This window comes from Mucilaginibacter mallensis (assembly GCF_900105165.1).
GTDB lineage: Bacteria > Bacteroidota > Bacteroidia > Sphingobacteriales > Sphingobacteriaceae > Mucilaginibacter > Mucilaginibacter mallensis.
The window spans coordinates 3,162,490-3,178,601 of record NZ_LT629740.1; the positions used below are offsets into that span (position 1 = coordinate 3,162,490).

The 16,112-nt window shown below is 43.1% G+C and carries 9 protein-coding genes; all 9 read right to left on the reverse strand.

Annotation, left to right across the window (positions count from 1 at the left end):
* Window positions 1-3: 3 nt before the first annotated feature.
* Genes BLU33_RS12950 through BLU33_RS12990 form a run of 9 tightly spaced genes read right to left on the reverse strand, consistent with a single transcriptional unit; the run spans window position 4 to window position 16,095 of the window.
* A complete protein-coding gene (locus BLU33_RS12950; RefSeq protein ID WP_232009266.1) occupies window positions 4-3,258 on the reverse strand; it encodes a glycoside hydrolase family 2 TIM barrel-domain containing protein in 3,255 nt (1,084 codons plus the stop codon).
* Window positions 3,259-3,311: 53 nt separating this feature from the next.
* Window positions 3,312-5,498: an alpha-L-rhamnosidase-related protein gene (locus BLU33_RS12955; RefSeq protein WP_091373387.1), complete on the reverse strand. Its 2,187-nt coding sequence runs from the start codon at window positions 5,496-5,498 to the stop codon at window positions 3,312-3,314.
* 3 nt (window positions 5,499-5,501) lie between these two features.
* Complete coding sequence (locus BLU33_RS12960; RefSeq protein ID WP_232009267.1) at window positions 5,502-7,097, reverse strand: sodium:solute symporter family transporter; 1,596 nt, start codon at window positions 7,095-7,097, stop codon at window positions 5,502-5,504.
* Window positions 7,094-8,179, reverse strand: a complete 1,086-nt coding sequence (locus tag BLU33_RS12965; RefSeq protein WP_091373390.1) for a Gfo/Idh/MocA family protein — start codon at window positions 8,177-8,179, stop codon at window positions 7,094-7,096. Before BLU33_RS12965 ends, BLU33_RS12960 begins: the two co-directional genes overlap by 4 nt.
* Window positions 8,180-8,202: 23 nt before the next feature.
* The gene (locus tag BLU33_RS12970) at window positions 8,203-8,886 is read right to left on the reverse strand and encodes an L-rhamnose mutarotase (protein WP_091373394.1); all 684 of its coding nucleotides are present in this window, start codon (window positions 8,884-8,886) and stop codon (window positions 8,203-8,205) included.
* Between the two features lies 1 nt (window position 8,887).
* Entirely contained in the window at window positions 8,888-10,813 is a 1,926-nt protein-coding gene (locus BLU33_RS12975) for a right-handed parallel beta-helix repeat-containing protein (RefSeq protein WP_091380498.1), read from the reverse strand.
* 20 nt (window positions 10,814-10,833) lie between these two features.
* Window positions 10,834-12,249 (reverse strand): DUF4974 domain-containing protein, encoded by a 1,416-nt coding sequence (locus BLU33_RS12980; RefSeq protein ID WP_157682141.1) that lies wholly within the window; start codon window positions 12,247-12,249, stop codon window positions 10,834-10,836.
* A gap of 11 nt (window positions 12,250-12,260) precedes the next feature.
* On the reverse strand, window positions 12,261-13,406 hold the full coding sequence (locus tag BLU33_RS12985; RefSeq protein ID WP_091373397.1) for a sialidase family protein: 1,146 nt from the start codon (window positions 13,404-13,406) through the stop codon (window positions 12,261-12,263).
* Window positions 13,396-16,095, reverse strand: a complete 2,700-nt coding sequence (locus BLU33_RS12990) for a glycoside hydrolase family 78 protein (RefSeq protein ID WP_232009268.1) — start codon at window positions 16,093-16,095, stop codon at window positions 13,396-13,398. The genes BLU33_RS12985 and BLU33_RS12990 overlap by 11 nt, the downstream gene beginning before the upstream one ends.
* Window positions 16,096-16,112 lie beyond the last annotated feature (17 nt).

Genomic DNA, 16,112 nt, shown 5'->3' on the forward strand with positions numbered 1-16,112 from the left:
TCATTAATTAGCCGCATTAAACTTTATTTCCCTTGATAGTTTAACCGCTTTTTCAGCATTGGCAGCACATGGCAGCAGGTAAAAACTATAATTATAAGCTTTAGCCGGTATCTGGTATTTATCCAAAGGCGCACCTACATCCGACCAACTATCATTACCACCCACACCCATTTGCAGCAGATCGATATTCAGAGTGATGAAACCGGCATCTTTTAGTTTGTTGGTATGTTTTACCGCTTCGATATTTTTTTCGGTATAAGGCCATGCGTTCATGCTGAGCAGGCTATCAGCTACTACCAGAAAACCGCTAGCATTTTTATCTGACAAATACATCCATCGAACATCTGTACGATTACCGGTCTCCTGCGGCACAACATAAGGCTCATTAAACTCATTGATGGGTTGTGAGTAGATACCCGCCTCGAAGCCTGTGCGGCGGTCGACATAGTTTTCATACAATCCCCTGCCATACCAGCTGATGTTATCGTAGCTGCGTTTAATACCGCATTGCATGCCTACCTCGGGTATATTAGGCAAGCCCGGTTGAGTGCTTAATGCATAATTGACCTTAACAATCCCATTACCATTTATGATGTAGTTAACCTGTACTGCGGCACTATCATTGATGAGCGTATAATTACTGGTTATTTTAATTAAGCCATTATTTAATTTCTGTGACGATACATTTTTTAGTTTCACACTATCTACATACCATGGCTTTAGTTTTTTATTAGATTTCCAGCCACGGCGGTCGTTATCTGTAAGCGGACGGGTAAAATGTGGCAATAAAGGTGCATATACCTGTTCCTGACCGTTGGAGATATATGAACTTAAAGCACCATTATTTTTATTGATGATTACCTTAAAATTTTTGCCGCTCATTACATAGGCATCTGTATTCTCCTGCAATTGCAGTCCGGGATAGCTCTTTATTTTTTTACTGATAACCGGCAATCCTGTTAATGCAAACTGATCTTCCGCAATTTCATATCCTTTTGGTGCCCAGGGCTCATCCCCGGGTAAAGTAAAGTGAATATCAACCAGATATTCATGCCCGGGTTTCATAGCGGGCAGATATGGTAATAATGATAGCGTGGTATCCTTCATGGCAGGCAAGTTGATAGCCGGTAAAATCTTTTTCATGATGACATTACCATCCTCTCTAACCTGTAACGTTACCGTATAATGGTTTAATGATGTAACGGAATTCCAGTTTTTGATATTGATCATTCTTTTAGCCGTATCAACCAATTTACATTCGGCAGACTGGAAAACATGCTTGCATTCATACATCGCAGGTTTGGGTCTGCCATCGGGTGCAACGAGGCCCTTAATGGTGAAATCATCATAATATTTTTCACCATAATCACCACCAAAGGCATAAAATGGCGTGCCGTTTGCATCCTTTTTAAGCAAACCCTGATCTTTAAATTCCCATATGGCTCCGCCGATGATGCGCGGCGTATTACGCCATATATCCCAAAACTCTTTCAGATTGCCGTTGGAGTTACCCATGGCGTGTGAATACTCAACAAAAAATATTGGGCGGTGATCGCCATTTTGTTGATTAGCCAACAGATCAGCTGTAAACAAGCCAGGGTACATCCTGCTGATAATATCTACATAAGGTTGGTCTATAGGGTTTTGAATACGGTGCGAGTGATCATTTGTTTTGGGATATCGCGGATCATCAGGTTCAACGTAACCTTCGGCCTGCGGCGTTCCTTGCGCAGGTTCATAATGTACCGGGCGGGTAATATCAAAATCATGCGTCCACGCTGCCATTGCTGCATGGTTGGGGCCGCGACCGGCTTCATTACCTAAGCTCCAGATGATGATACTCGGATGATTTTTATCACGCATAACCATGCGGGTCATCCTATCCATATAAGCGCAAGCCCAGGTAGGGTCATTGCTTAACTTTGAGCCGAGGCCATGGGTTTCTAAATTAGCTTCATCAATTACCATAATTCCGTACTGATCGCACAGATCGTAGAAATAAGGATCTTTAGGATAATGACTTGCACGGATACAGTTAAAATTAAAGCGCTTTACCGTTTGGACATCCCTTAAAATATCTTCACGCGATAGTGCTTTACCCTTAACAGGATCATGATCGGGCATATTTACGCCATACAGGTAGGTAACTTTACCATTTATGAGCAGCTTACTATCGGTTTTAGAAAATTCAATACTCCGGAAACCAACTTTGCAGCTCTTTACTTCCAGGATATGCCCGGTTGTATCTTTTAATGCCAGCGTCAATGTATATAAATTTGGCTCTTCTGTACTCCATTTATCGGGGTTCTTTATCTCAGCTTCCATCAATCCGAACTTAACATTGCCCAGACGTGGATAGATCTCGTTGATAATATCTTCCACACTTTTCTCCATCGGCTTTGCCAAAACAGGCTGATTATGTTTATCAAACAATTGTGCTTCCAATCTATACCCGTGGATTTCTTCGCCGGTGAGGTTTTCCATTCTCGGCCTTAATTCAAAAAGCGCGTCCTTGTAATCTTTATCTAGCTTAGTTTGATAAAAGAAATCGGCGATACGCAGCTTTGGCTCAGCCAATAACATCACCTCGCGGTGAATACCGCTTAAACGCCACTGATCCTGATCTTCGAGAAAATAGCCGTCCGTCCAGCGGATCACCTGTACCGATAACACATTTTCACCTGCTTGGAGATAAGGCGTTATGTTAAACTCCGATGGTAAAAAACTATCCTCGCCATAGCCTAAAAACTTGCCATTCAACCATACTTTAAACCCGGAGCTTACCCCACCAAAATGCAGTGTGATGTTCATATCCTTCCAGGTTGCAGGAATAGTAAATGTGCGCTGATAATTACCTACGCTGTTATCAGTTGTTGGCATGTGCGGCGGGTTAACCGGCCTGAACGGATAAACCGCACTTTTGTAAATGGGCTTGCCATAGCCCTGCATCTCCATGCTCGATGGTACAATGATCTTACCCCACCCTTTTACCCTGTTCCTGTAAAATTCTTTTGGCGTATCAGCAGGCATTGGTGAATAGCGAAAATCCCAATAACCATTCAGTGATATCATTCTCCCCGACTGCTCCCTGTTGCCTTTTAAAGCATCCTCAATACTACTGTAAGAATATGCCGTAGCATGAGCCGCCTGCCGATTTATGCCATCTATAGCGGGATCTTCCCACGGATCGAAATGATAAACATCAGGTACTACAGGCACCGGCGCGGGGGTTTTATCTACCAATTGTGCAATACTCAAGCACGGTAAAATACTTAAAAACAGTAGAATATATTTAAAGGGACTTGCCATCATTACATCGCGTTATAATCAACCACTAAATTCTGCCCTTTTTGTATCTGTAGCTCGTAAACATTATCATCTTTTGATACGATGTTAGCCTGTTTACAAACCGGCTTAGTTTTGCTCTTAAAACGCAGTGTGCCTACGCCATCATCGGCGCTTACTTTTATTACTTTTGTGCTGGCATAAACCCTGATATCGCCATTTGGCGTAGGTATACTCCCCTGCATCCATTGCAGGCTCCCCAAATTAGGTTCAACTATATACTCCTTATAACCGGGCGATGTTGGCTTTACGCCCAAATAATATTTCCCTAAAAGGTAGATAGGACTTGCGCCCCAGGCATGGCATAAACTTTTGCCGTAGGGCCTGCCATACATGGCGTAAACATCGGCACCGCTTTTTGCCGGGTTATATTCTTCCCAAAATGAGGTTGCGCCCAGCTTGAGCATGCCTCCCCAGTAATCCTTCATTTGCTTTAGCACATAGCTTTGCTCACCCATGGCGCACAGGGCTTCCAGTTCATAAAAACGCATGTACGGCGTGGTGATTTTAGGCACATCATTGTTCAGCAATACATATTTTTTTACATCCTGCTTTTTGGCCTCATCCAGGTAATTAAAAAATATGGAGAACATGTTGGCGTAGCGAGTAACGTTATCCGTTGGCTTGCCATCGATGCGGCTATGCACTAACGCGTGTTTCTGATCGTTCCAATAATAGCTGAATATCTTAGCTTTCAGGTAAGCGGCTATCTGGGCATATTTTACAGCTCTGGTACTGTCATGAGCCAGTTTGGCGCACTCGGCCATGGTTTCCAGGCTACGGCATAACAGGATCTGCTCAAAGCTTACTTCGCCTTGTTTGCTCAGTCCGTCGGCCCAATCTATAAATACCCAATCCCCGGTTTGGCCCTGTACAAAACCATCCTTATCGCGGCGCGATAAACAGAAATCCATCATGCTTTGCATACGTGGGTAATTTTGTTGGATGAAAGTTTTATCGCCTGTATATTGGTAATAATCATTGATGCCCAGGAACCAATAGAACGTATAGTCCATAATAGTATTGATGTGGCTGGTTACCGGATCTTTGCCCCTAAGTGCCAGTAACGTATGGGTAACCGTAGGCGAATCAAAGAACAGGTAATAATTCATCAGATAGCTCTGATAAGCATCACCCGACCATACCCACCGATCGCGTTTAATGCCATCTATAAAAAATTCGCGGGTATTCAGGTGCAGCGTGTAGGCTGCTACATCCCATATTTTATTGACCTCTTCATCAGAACATCTGAAACTCCCCCGCTGCTTTACAGGTGAATATTCGTACAGCATGGATACGTCATTAATGCTGATATTATCATCATAATAAATGCTTACGTACCGGAATGCCCTCGAACCGTTAAAGGTATAATCACCGCTTCGTTGATCGATATCAACTTTATCTGCCAGCTCGCATCTTGCTGTATCCGTTGCCTCATTGGGTGATTCGCCAAAGTAGAGTGATACTTTTCCTTTTCCCTTTATGCCGTTTAATTTGATGTAACCAAAGGTTTCCTTGCCGAAATCCACAAACATATGATGCGGCTTTTCATCTATGCTGACTGCCTTTTTAGGTTCAACAGGTAAATGATAAGTTGATGGCAGCACCACAGGATCATTAAAACCCCAGCTGCCTGCCATTAAATATTTTGTGGCCGATACATCCGATGTTTTTCCCGAGGCATCGATCCATTCCTTATCCTCGCAAGTTACCAGCCACGAGGTATCTGACACCAAATGCCTACCCTGTACAAATATGGCGGGCACATTGGCCTGGTTATATACTTTTAAACTGATTCGATGCTTGCCTGCCGGGATGTGAATAGTTTTAGGATAGCCACGGATTGTAGTACCATCCAAACTAATATTGTGTTGGCCCTCTACATACAATTTAGCATCTTCCGGTTCTGCCAGTTCAAAATCCTTATGAAAGTTCATCAATACATAATGGCTATCGAGTTTCCAGAATGGCGGCAGGAATGTACCACGCTCGGTACGCCTGTTCTGCATTTTATTGCTGAGCCAGACTTCGTAATCGCCGGGGTACCATATCCATGATGCCTTTTGCGCTTTTGCTGTACCGCTGAACAGCATAAAGCCAAGCAGGGCAATTACTACTGCATATTTTAAGTTAACTGTTTGATCCTTCTTCATAAATTAATGTCCGTTAAATACCAGGTACAGGCATATCATTACAATAATTAAAACGCTCCAGGCAATTTTTACCCGTTTAGTGGGCTTAACAATGGTTATCAGCTTATCGGGGATATACATCACAGGGTTTTGATCCAGCAATGAAATAACAACTGCCAAAGCCATTAGGAATGCGAAAATGTAAAACGACAGCAGTAAATAATGCGGCCAAATGAGGTATTTATCAGGTGTAAAAACCCACAGGTAGAGCACACCAACACCCAAACTAAATGCTGAACCGGCAGATAAGACTGTATTCACGGCCTTACGACTGGTTCTTTTCCAGAATACCGTGAGCAGGAAAACAACAGCCAGCGGCGGGGCTATAAAGCCCAGAACCGATTGGAATACATCAAACAGGTTAAGCCCCTTAATATTATCGATAGCTAATGCTACGGCAACAGCAAATAGGCAACCTGCTACTACTGCTATGCGGCCTACTTTAATGATCTGTTTGTTGGTGGCATTGGGATTAAACTTTTTGACATAAACATCCATAGTAAACACAGTACTCAATGAGTTGAGTGATGAGCCGATAGTGCCCACCAGTACGGCTATCAGCACTACGATCACCAAACCATTAAGTCCCGGCGGGAAAAGATGGGTAACCATGGTCATATAGGCTTCGGCAGGGTCTTTTAAGCCGGGATAAAGGATAAAACACAATATCCCCGTAAGGATAAAGAGCGGCAGTGACAATATTTTTAACCATGCGATAAAGTTTACGCCCAATTGCCCCTGCTCCAGGTTTTTAGCACCCAAAACTGACTGAACCATTGCCTGATCAGTACAAAAGAAAGCGATAGCTGAAACCGGGTATCCTAATAAAATAGCATACCAGGGATATTTTTTATCGCTTGCGGGATGGATCAGGTTCCAGTAATCATGCGGTACTTTGTGGTATATTGCGGATAGTCCGCCCGCTTTTATAACACCCAATACTGTGAGTAATAAGGATACGGCTATCAGCAATATCATCTGGAAGAAATTAACTTTGGCAATGGCTTTCAATCCTCCGGCAAAGGTGAACAGTCCAGCAAAGGACACCAGTACAATTACTGATTCCCACATAGGGATGCCCAATATCTGCCTCACTAAAAAGCCGCCTGCAAACAAGCCTAACGACAGCCATGAGATGAGGATCTTGATCAGCGCATACCAGGCCAATATATTTTGGGTTGAATCACCATAGCGTTTGCCCATAAATTCAGGCATGGTGCTTACTTTGGCTGCCAGGTATTTGGGTGCAAAAACTACCGCCAACAATAATAAGAATACAAAAGCATACCAATCGAAATTTACAGCTACAATACCTGTTGTATAGCCGATACTGGCAAAAGCCAACAGCATCGACGGGCCTACATTGGTACCCCACATATTAAAGCCTATGCTTGCCCAACCCAATGATTTATTAGCGAGAAAAAGCGTTTCATCCGTCTTTTTCTTTTTAGCAAAACTGGCCCTGTAACCAATAACCATCAGCACAATGATGTAGGCCACTACAATGGCGTAATCCAGCGTTGTTAAATTGGTTACCAAACTGCCCATTGCTACCATCATGCGCTTAATTTTTCAGGTGATAACTGGTATTCGTCAAGTATATCGGCAACCTTTACAGGCTGCCCGGTTTTTAATGACCTGTCCATTGCTTGTAACAACGCAACAGTGCCTATACCCTCTTTAATGTCGGGAAAAGCTGTTTCCCCGCTCTCTAAACAGTCAGCAAAGTATTCAAGATAGTTTTGATACTCACCGGCGTGATGGCTCTGCCCCCCAAACCTGAAATAATATTTCAGCGTTTTATCACCCCAGTAAATGATTTTTTCTTCACCTGTTTTATCTGTAACAGCATAACGCAGTTCGTGATAATCTGCCTGCGACGCGCCTTCGGCACATCTTAATATTACACTCATACCGCTATCGCGTTGCGTGGGTTGAGTGTAACCGGTGTAAGCGCCGCTTACCCGCGCAATGCGACCATCAGTCGCTTTAAAAATAAAGTGCATGGTATCTTCATTTTTTAGTCCGGCGACTTTACCATTATTGCTGATCATGCCATAGCCCATTACCTCTTCAACATTGGGCATGTACCAGCGTATAAAGTCTACCGGGTGACTTAGCCCACCATATAACCATTTGAATGCTTGCTCAAGCGCCCATGGTTTTTCCAAAAACCACCGATGATCCGCGTGATAATGGCTTTCAATGGTGATCAGATCGCCTAGCAAACCTTCTTCATAATCCTTTCTTTGCCTTTTCGCAGGCTCAAAAAAACGGGAACTCTGGCCCACGAATACTTTTTTACAGGTTTGTTCAACCAGATCTAAAAGCTCCTGGGCTTGGGCTAGATCATCAATAAATGGCTTGGTGCAGATCACGTGCTTGTTATGCAGCAAAGCCTGTTTAACATGCTCGGCGTGTAAATGATCGGGGGTATAAATAGCGATGACATCGATTTTCGGGTCATCCAACATTTTTTGATAACTGGTGGTGTATTGGTGAAAATTAAACTCTTCCGCGCGTTGTTTACACACTTCAATATTCATATCACACACCATTTTCAGCTCGTATTTAGCGCTGTTTAATGCTGCCGACATAGTGCTGCGGCCTTCTCCTAATCCTAATATGCCTAACTTTAACATAAATATCTTATCTATCTTTTCTGTTATTCAATAAATTTCTTGTCGCCAACATCTTTAAAAAACACCCACACTTCGCCTTTTTTAGTCCCGTAAATACCTTCCTGATATTTCTTCATCATGTTGTTCCAGTCGTTCACACGCGGGTTATTCTTGGTAGTGAGCGGGTTTAATTTATCGAGGCTTTCGCCTTTGGGTATGCTGATAACCAGCATCAACTGCCTACCGGTTTTAAATACCAGCAGTTGCTGAAAATCAGCATTACAAAAGCCTTGCGATACCTCGGGCCATTTTTGGAACTGCTTTGCATGGTAGTTCAGATATTCCTGCTGAAGTTTCTGATCTTTCACCAGATTTGCAGAAAGGATAATGTTATCCCACTTTTTGGCTACGGTTTTATCGCTGCAATATTTTCTGTTGAAATTGTAGAATGGGTTCTCAAATAATATGACCTGATCTGCCGGATACTCCTTTGTTAGGCGATCTTTTAATTGCTGTAGACGGTCTGTATTTGCATAAACTATCACTCGGTTATTCCATTGCTGAATGTTCTCAATTCCATAACCTTTCATGTCGGCAAAAGCACCAAATTTGAAAGCTGAGCTCTTTGCAACTATCTCTACAATCACGGGGTTACTCATCGGGGATTGAGCATAAACGGTCATAAAACCAATGCCTATCAACAATAAAACAAACAGTCGCTTTAACATATTAATGATTTATGGGTTGATAATCCGTATTCACTTTTATACCATTTAACAGGTATTTATAAGACGTTTGCAAGCCTGCGGCATTCTTTATATGTTCCGCCACCATCGGCCCGTTATTTTCCCATACATTACCGGGACCATTGGCATTCTTCAGGAATTTTTCAGACGGGCACCAGTTATTCTTTACTGTGAAGTAAGATGAGCCTTCATCGGTATATAAGTAGAACCAATGCTGCGGATCATGCGCGTAGGAAACTTTGTAAATGCTATCTACATAATTGCTGTCGATAATAGAATTTAGCTGCGCCGATAAGGTGTAGATGCCCGCTACATCGTACATGTGTTTGGCGTAGTGATGGACTTTATTAGCACGGATAATATTATCGCTCATAGCATTGGCGGCTTTAGTCCACCCCCAGCCTACATTGATGCCGGAATAAGATACATCACAAACCTCATTATGCTCGATCCTGATGCCTTTTACATAACCCGCGCTGATACCGAGACAGCCCCAATCCTCATTAGTAGCATCAACAACTAAATTATTTTCGATGTACTCATTGGTGCAAACCTCCCGTAGATCTGGTGGATTATAGGGTAAATGCGCCTCAAAACCTTCATCTGAAAACACACCAACCTGTATGCCTGTGCCTCCAATATCTTTAAACAAGTTGCCTTTTATCTCATCATCGTGCGTGCCTCTTGTATAGTCCAAAGCGGTTGATGCCAGGTGTGTAAATGTGCAACTCTCAAAACCGGTATGATTTACGTAAGCCAGTTCAACAGCAGCAGGTGGGCGACCAACCCATGCCTGGTTTTCCAGTCCGCTTTTTTCAGGTGTGCCTTTTACTTTCAATTTATAAGCATCCAGCAAATACATACCGGCCTGTAAGGGCACATGGCCCTGCTGCGATGGACGTAGCCATGTGGTATATTCAAAACTGATGCCCTTAAAAAACACATAGCTTACCGGCCTTTCCATGGTACCATTTACCTGTACCAGTTTTTCAAGTGATGGGGCTATTACCTTCGCGTTAGCTAAATTTTCACCTTTACGGGGCCAGTAATAAACTTTATCGGCTTTCATATCTTCATACCATTCGCCAGACTTATTTAAAAACGACAGGGAATTAGTTAGATAAAAAGCCGAGTTACCATTCATTTTATGCTCCTTATCAATCACGGGGGCAGGCCATGGATGCTCAAATTCTATTTTGCTTTCAGGCTGATAAAAGGTTAACCTGGCTTTGTTACCATCAATCATTATAGACTTCACCCTTAAATTAGCAATGGCCCACATTTGGTGGATCACCATTTCCATCTGCCCGGGATATTTTGGTAAACCACTGGCAGGTACAGGGATCCAGATCTCCTGTTTTTGCTTGTCCAGTGACAAGATGCGGTTCATACCTTCATCAGTATCGCTTTCCCTGGCGCGGATGGCTTTATTACCATTAACCCACAACTGCCTGAATAATAAAGGACTGCTACCTGTTTCAGGTATCGGCGCTTCCCATAGCTTGCCTTGCGCTTCTTTTGGCAAACCTGTAATAGGTACCGAAACTTTCTTCCAGTTAGCAATAGCTACACCTCCACTAATTACGGGCTTTGCACCCGGCGCATTTTCAATTATTGTTGGTGAAGAAGCTGTTCCCGAATCTTCCGGACGGATAAATAAGGGTTCATCCAAAACGTACTCATCATCCTCAACAATAATATGGACACCATTGGTTATCGATGGGTCATTCAGCCTACGCAATTCACGCGCTTGTCTTAAAGCGGCAGCTATGGTTCGCTTAGGGCTATTCTTTGTACCTGTATTATTATCATTGCCGTTTACAGCCACCCAAATATCAGCAGCATAGCTATTTAGACTGATAAAAGGCAGGGTGTAAACGCTTAACAACAGGATACAAAATATTTTCATTTCAGTGTTAGAAAATGGCATTAATAAGCTGGATTCTTTTCTCTTGTAGCCGTTGCAAAAACAGCTAATAATTTGGCATATCCCTTTATGGCATCCTTAGGCAGGTATTGACCGTGATCGCCAAAAACATACATCAGCGGTTCTTTTTCGATGGTCACTTCTGATTCATCTATGTTGCCGCTCTTATCCTCTATCTTATGGATATCCAGCTTGAAATTTTTAGCAACGAATTTATATAGCGCGTTACGCTTTGATGGGCCGTAATCATGGCCCTCATTTGGCAGGTGTACGTTTTCTACTAAATTGCTTTTGCCATAATAACCGTAAATTTTTTGCAGATATGGAAAATCATGTTCGGGCATGTGGGCTGTCCAGTCCTTGCCATCAGTGATCAAAAGCTGTGGGTTTGGCGCTGCCATAGCGGCCAGTTCCACATTATCAGTTCCGCCATCGCACATATGGATAGGCATGCCGCTTTCACAAGGGCAGCCGCCATAGAAATAAGATGATACCGAAACCACAGGCGCACTCAGCTTAATACGCGGATCAATAGCAGCCATCAATACGGTATGACTACCACCGCCTGACCCTCCGCTGATACCCAACCGGGCAGGGTCTGTTTCCTTTAAACTCAATAAGTAATCTATGATTCTGATAGCTCCAAGTGTTTGTACAACCTGGGCAATACTTGTGCGGTGATCTTCAGATTTAAATTGTAATAACGACTCTCCCCATGCAAACAGGTCATAGCTATAGGCCATGCAACCCATACGTGCTAATGAAGCACAACGCAGTTGACAATCAGTACGGTAACGTTGTTTGTCCCAATGCCCATCTGGACTAAGCATCACCGGAATCTTCCCTTTAAAATGCAACGGTTTATACAATGAGCCGTTGATATACAAACCTGGTAAAATTTCGATAGCGATGTTTTCAACCGTGTAACCGTTATAAATTCTTTTTGGGGTAATGATGGGTTTTGAATCAGGCTTGGAAGGTAATGGTGAAAGATCAAGCGCCTTATATAATGCCGGTCGGAGTATAGCCTTACGTTGCTCCCAGCTATTTACATCATGATATAACTTAGCTATGCTATCCAGTTTTGCCCAACCATCTTCAACCGACCATACATTGTATTCATAATCTTTTAATTTATAAGATGACGGTCCGGTTTTATTCACCTTCATATCCACAGGGGCCAATACATTAGCTAATGTTTCATCAACCGTATTGCGAAAACGCCAGTCGGCATAATTCACATATTTATCCTTTACCTGGTCGTCGGTATATTTTATTTTGACATGATACCTTGTCTGTATTTCATCCAATACGTCTTTTAACGACCGCCTGTAATCATGGTCGGTATCTTGTTGCGCCCATATCATGAGTGGCAGCAACATAAAGCTCAACAGCGCATATACTTTATATCTTCTCATCCCTTTATCCTTTATAAATCCTTTGTATTGCCTGTTACAACCGGCGGTGTGTAGCCCTCAACTTTGGGCCACTCGCCATTAATTATCTCTTTTAAAACAAGTTTTTTCGGGTCTATAACTACATATTTTATGCGTTGCCGGCGCCAGGTATAAACCACGTGCACCATACCGTCAGCAGTTTGTATTACAGTTGGATAGGAATATTGGCTGATGGGTGAATCTTCTAATATCAGCGCGGCGTACCATATTTTACCGTCGTTGGATATGGCCACATTAAGCGGTGTACGTGCACCTTTGGCAAGGTTTCCCGGTGGCAATACGTGGTTGTAAACCAACAGCTGGCGGCCATCTTTAAGCGTTACCCCGTCAATGCCTGAATTATTATTTGGCAGGGATGTTTTATCGAGCGGCGACCATGTTTTACCATTATCCGCAGACCATGATTCATATATCGCCCGGTTTTGGGTGCGACAAAGCATTTGTAAACTATCTCCTTTATGAAATAAAATGGTGGGCTGTAATGCTTTTACAGTTTTGCCATCATTAAGCGGGTCTGTGGCTTGCCAGGTTTGGCCGTTGTCGGTTGATAGTTCAAAATGAACCTTAGCACCATTATTCTCCGTACCCGATGGAGACAGGATGTTGCCGTTGTTTAATGTTACTGGCTGATTTTTAACCGGGCCTAAAATACCATCAGGCAAAGCCTCCTGCGCCGACCAGGTAATGCCGCCATCTTTAGACCTCCTGACAAATCCCTTCCATTTTGCTGGAGAAGGACCTATTTTGTAAAACAACAGCAGATCACCGCCTGAAATCTGGAAAAGCACCGGATTCCAGCAGGCATAACGTAGTGTATCATTTTGTATGCCGTTAGCAACGTTAATCGCTTCGGTCCATTTGCCATTTACCAGGCGGCTCACCCAAATACAAACATCCGGGTTACGCTCTTTTGTACCACCAAACCACGCGGCTACCAGGCCAGTTTTAGTTTCGGCTATCGTCGCGGAATGGCACTCCGGATACGGCGCTTTCTCAAAAATAAACTCATTGGTGATGATGCCTTTGCTCCATTGTTTAGGCTGGGCATATGCGCTTGCAGCAAATACAAGGCACAAAATCAACATCCATAATCCTTTTATATAAATTCTATTTGCCATAATTATTTATTTCAAAATGGTAATCGCCCGAACCTATTTCTACTTTCACTTTGCCATTCACATCCGGTAATTGCTTTGCTCCGCTTAATGCGGATAAACTTTTACCATCGCATTTAACATCATTTACACTACCTGCAGGTAAATACACTATTGCTTTTGAATTTGCAGGAATAGTTATAGCCCAATCAAAATGCCCGGCTTGCTTTTTCCAGTCGCTTTTTACTAAACCATAAGGTGTATTATAGGATGCATTTACATTATCCAACCTATTTATGGCTATAGATGGCTTCATTATGATGGTTTTAAAACCGGGTTCATCAGCCTTAATACCTCCCAGATCCTGGTAAAACCAGGCAATCAGATCACCCAAAAGCATGATATGGTTGCGGGAATTCATGGCTGGTGCAGCGGTATCTCCGTTCCAAAGCTCCCAAATAGTGGTTGCGCCCCGTTTTACCATATAGCCCCAGCTCGGATAGTCATCGTTAGCAGCTATGTGGTACGCAATATCAGGTCTACCAAAGTCTGTCAATCCCCGCATAAGCCATTGCGTGCCGATAACGCCGGTACTGATATGGCTTTTTGCATCAATGGTGATCTTATCTACTATATTATTGAACACCGCTTTTCTATCTTCCGCAGGCACCATACCAAAGTACAGCGGTAATAAATTAGCGGTAACTGTATTATTGTCGTATTGAAAAGTCTTTTTATCCAGGAATTTTTGCTTGAAGGCGTTTTTAGTCTGCATTGCTTGTGCAGCAAATTGCTGAGCATCCGCGGGTCTATTCAAAATTTGGGCAAAGTGCTGCATTAACAGCAGCATGTGATAGTAATAAGCAGTTGCGATCAATATCCCATTGGTATTGCGAGACGAATCCCGCGAATGGATCAATTCCGGCGATTCGGGCGGCACACACCAATCGCCGTATTTATCCTTGGTCATAAGGTTGTCCTTATCGTATTTCTGGCGCATATAACCGAGCCATTTTTTCATGGATGGGTAATGCTTTTCAATAGGTCCTTTGTCATCAAACTGGTTATAAAGCATATCGGCAATAAGGATATAGGTGCCGGGCCAGGTCATGTTGTCGCTATAATAATTCCAGTAAGCGGGTGCTACATCAGGTATGGAGCCATCAGGCTTTTGCGCTTGTTCAATATCATTCAGCCATTTGGCATACAGGTTTTCATTGTTAAATACAAAGCTTTCACCTAATGAACCAATCGCCCTGTCGCCGAGCCATGGCATACGCTCATTACGCTGCGGGCAATCCACCGGCATGCCTTTGTAATCGCTTAAAATACCCCAGTAAGCGTTATGATAGATCTGATTGATCAAAGGATTTGAAGTTTCAAAATGGCCTGTATTCGCCATACCATCAGAAACTACCTGACCTATAAAATCGTTTACCGTTGGTGCACCCGGATACCCGGTGATTTGCACATACCTAAACCCGTGATATACAAATACCGGGTGCCATGCTTCTTCGCCTCCGCCTTTCAAGGTATAAACATCAGTTACTTTAGCGTCGCGTAGGTTAGCTATGTACAGGTCACTGTCTTCTTTAAGCGTTTCAGCAAAGCGCAGTGTGACTTTATCGCCCCGCTTACCTTGCACTTTCATCTGCACCCAGCCTGCCATATTCTGGCCCATATCCATTATCCAGATGCCGCGTTTCAGTTGTTTTATGCTGATGGGATGAATGGTATCCACTATTTTGATTGGCTCATTCATCTGTGCCTCAACTTTACCACCAGGTGATTCAACCAGTTCAGGTTTTAGCCATTTGCTATCGTCATAACCGGTAACATTCCAGCCGACAAGTTCTTTGATAGCATCGTATTCCTCGCCGTCATATTCATTATTGGTGCGAATAGGTCCATCAGCTGTAAATTTCCAACTATCATCACTTGTGATAACTTTTTTACTGCCATCCTGATAGGTGAGTTCCAGTTGCAGCAACATTCTTGGGAAACCAAATTCTTTGATCTTATTAGGCTTGTATTTTGGCCGCATGGTAAAAAAGCGACCGTTGCCTAATACAGTGCCGATAACATTTTCGCCCTGCTGAATATCCGTGGTAACATCAAACGTATTGTATAACACGGATTGGGTATAATCCGTAGGCGCTTCAGCCAAAACCTGGTCGCCGACAGGTTTTCCATTGATGTATAGTTCGTAGTGACCTAATCCAACTATATAAACCACAGCCTTTTTAACCTGCTGAGTAGTTTGAAACTGCTTGCGATAATACCTTGCAGATAACCTTGAGAACTTAGAAACACTATCCCAGGGAAAACCATACTCATAACCTATCCATTTTGCTTTCCAGTCGGCGGCATTTAATAAGCCAACACTCCATAATGCGGGTTGGCTCCAGCCACTTTCTTCTTTGGAAGTCCACACTTTAACTTTCCAGTAGCAGGCAGTGCGACTAGCCAATAGCTTACCTGCATAATTTATCATGATGGACCTGTCGGAAATAACTTTATGAGAATCCCACAGATCGCCAAGATTCAAGGCCAGTTTTTGTGGGGATGATGATACAATGATTTGATAGGCTGTTTGTATAATATTTCGCTGATCGCTTTTTATTTGCCAGCTTAATCTAGGCGTGATAGCACCTATACCCTGCGGATTATTCAGCATTTCGCATTGCAGATGCTGAACGCTTACCGCAGCCATGCTCGTACTTTTAACAC